Annotated in this window: 2 protein-coding genes; one reads left to right on the top strand and one right to left on the bottom strand. The window is 68.7% G+C overall.

The genetic code is table 11. The annotated features are described in order from the left end of the window. Positions 1-91: 91 nt before the first annotated feature. Positions 92-991 carry a non-homologous end joining protein Ku gene (ku, locus tag AOK24_RS42940; protein ID WP_478078795.1) on the bottom strand — a complete coding sequence of 300 codons (900 nt, stop codon included), beginning with the start codon at positions 989-991 and terminating at the stop codon, positions 92-94. A 52-nt stretch (positions 992-1,043) separates the two neighbouring features. Between ku and ligD the strand changes: the two genes are divergently transcribed. Further along, a partial coding sequence (ligD, locus tag AOK24_RS42935; RefSeq protein ID WP_478078794.1) for a non-homologous end-joining DNA ligase LigD occupies positions 1,044-1,502 on the top strand: 459 nt, incomplete at its 3' end.

Below are 1,502 nucleotides of genomic sequence, written 5' to 3'. Positions count from 1 at the left end.
GGTGTGGGGGCGGAAGAAGGTGTCCGGGGAGGGGAGTGGGCGTACGTGATCGGCCGGCGAAGGGGTGGTCGTATGGGGTCGGCGCCGGTGGCTATGCCGTTCGTTTTCTTGGTGTCGTTTTCTTTGCGGCGGCCTTCTTCTTCGGTGCCGGGGTGGCCGTCTTCTTCGGCGTCGTCTTCTTGCGGGGCGGGAGTTGTTTGACCTCCGCGTCCTCGCCGCGTGAGGCCTTTGCCGCATTGACGCTCTTCTCCAGGGCCGCCATGAGGTCGAGGACCTTCGCGGAGGAGGGGGGAGAGGCGGGCTCGGACGGTGTTTCGCCGGAGGACTTCGCGGCGATCAACTCCTGGAGCGCTTCGCGGTATTCGTCGTGGAGGTCGGCGAGGTCGACCTCGCCGAGGGTGTCCATGAGGACGTCCGCGAGGTCCAACTCCTCTTTGCGGATGGCGACTTCGGTCTCGGGTGCGACGCCTTCGGGGACGCGGACCTCGTCCGGCCACAGCAGCCCGTGCATGGCGATGGCGTCGCCGACGACGCGGAGCATGCCGAGGCGTTCGCGGCCCCGGAGCGCGTACTTGGCGACGGCGACCTTGTTGCTGCGCTTGAGCGCCTCCCGCAGCAACGTGTACGGCTTGGCCGCGGGGATGCCGGACGCGGCGAGGTAGTACGCCGTGTCCATCTGAAGGGGGTCGATGCGGTCGGCCGGGACGAAGGCGACGATCTCGATGGTGCGGGCGGTGGGGAGGGGCAGGTGGGCGAGGTCGTCGTCGGTGATGGGGACGATCGTGCCGTCGGCCTCCTCGTACCCCTTGCCGATCTCGGCGCCGGCGACCTCGCGGTCCTCCAGCTCGCAGACCTTGCGGTAGCGGATCCGGCCGCCGTCCTCGGTGTGGATCTGCCGGAAGGAGACGGAGTGGCTCTCGGTCGCGTTGACCAGCTTGATCGGGATGCTGACCAGGCCGAAGGAGATGGCGCCGTTCCATATGGATCGCACGGTTGGCATCCTTTCCGTCCCGTTAACCACCGTTTTGCGTGATTCTTATCGTATGACGCCTATCACCTCCGTGGCCGGGCGGCGGCTCGCGATCGGCAATCTGGAGAAGGTGCTGTACCCGGCGGACGGCTTCACGAAGGGCGAGGTGCTGCACTACTACGCGACGATCGCGGACGTCCTGCTGCCGCACCTGCGCGACCGCGCCGTCTCGTTCCTGCGCTATCCGGACGGCGCGGCCGGCCAGGTCTTCTTCACGAAGAACGTCCCGCCGGGCACCCCCGACTGGGTCACGAAAGCGCAGGTCACACGGTCGGACGGGGCCGCGCGGATGGTCGTCGTGCAGGACCTGCCGAGCCTGATCTGGGCGGCGAACCTGGTCGCCGAGTTCCACACGCACCAGTGGACGGTGACCCGCCCCGGCCTCGCCGACCGCCTGGTCCTCGACCTCGACCCGGGCGCGCCGGCGGGCGTCGCCGAGTGCTGCCGGGTCGAGGTCGAGGACCAGGCGGTC

This window comes from Streptomyces niveiscabiei (genome assembly GCF_001419795.1).
Classification (GTDB): domain Bacteria; phylum Actinomycetota; class Actinomycetes; order Streptomycetales; family Streptomycetaceae; genus Streptomyces; species Streptomyces niveiscabiei.
Note: the sequence above shows the minus strand (reverse complement) of the source record. Positions and strands in the feature narration are given on the sequence as shown.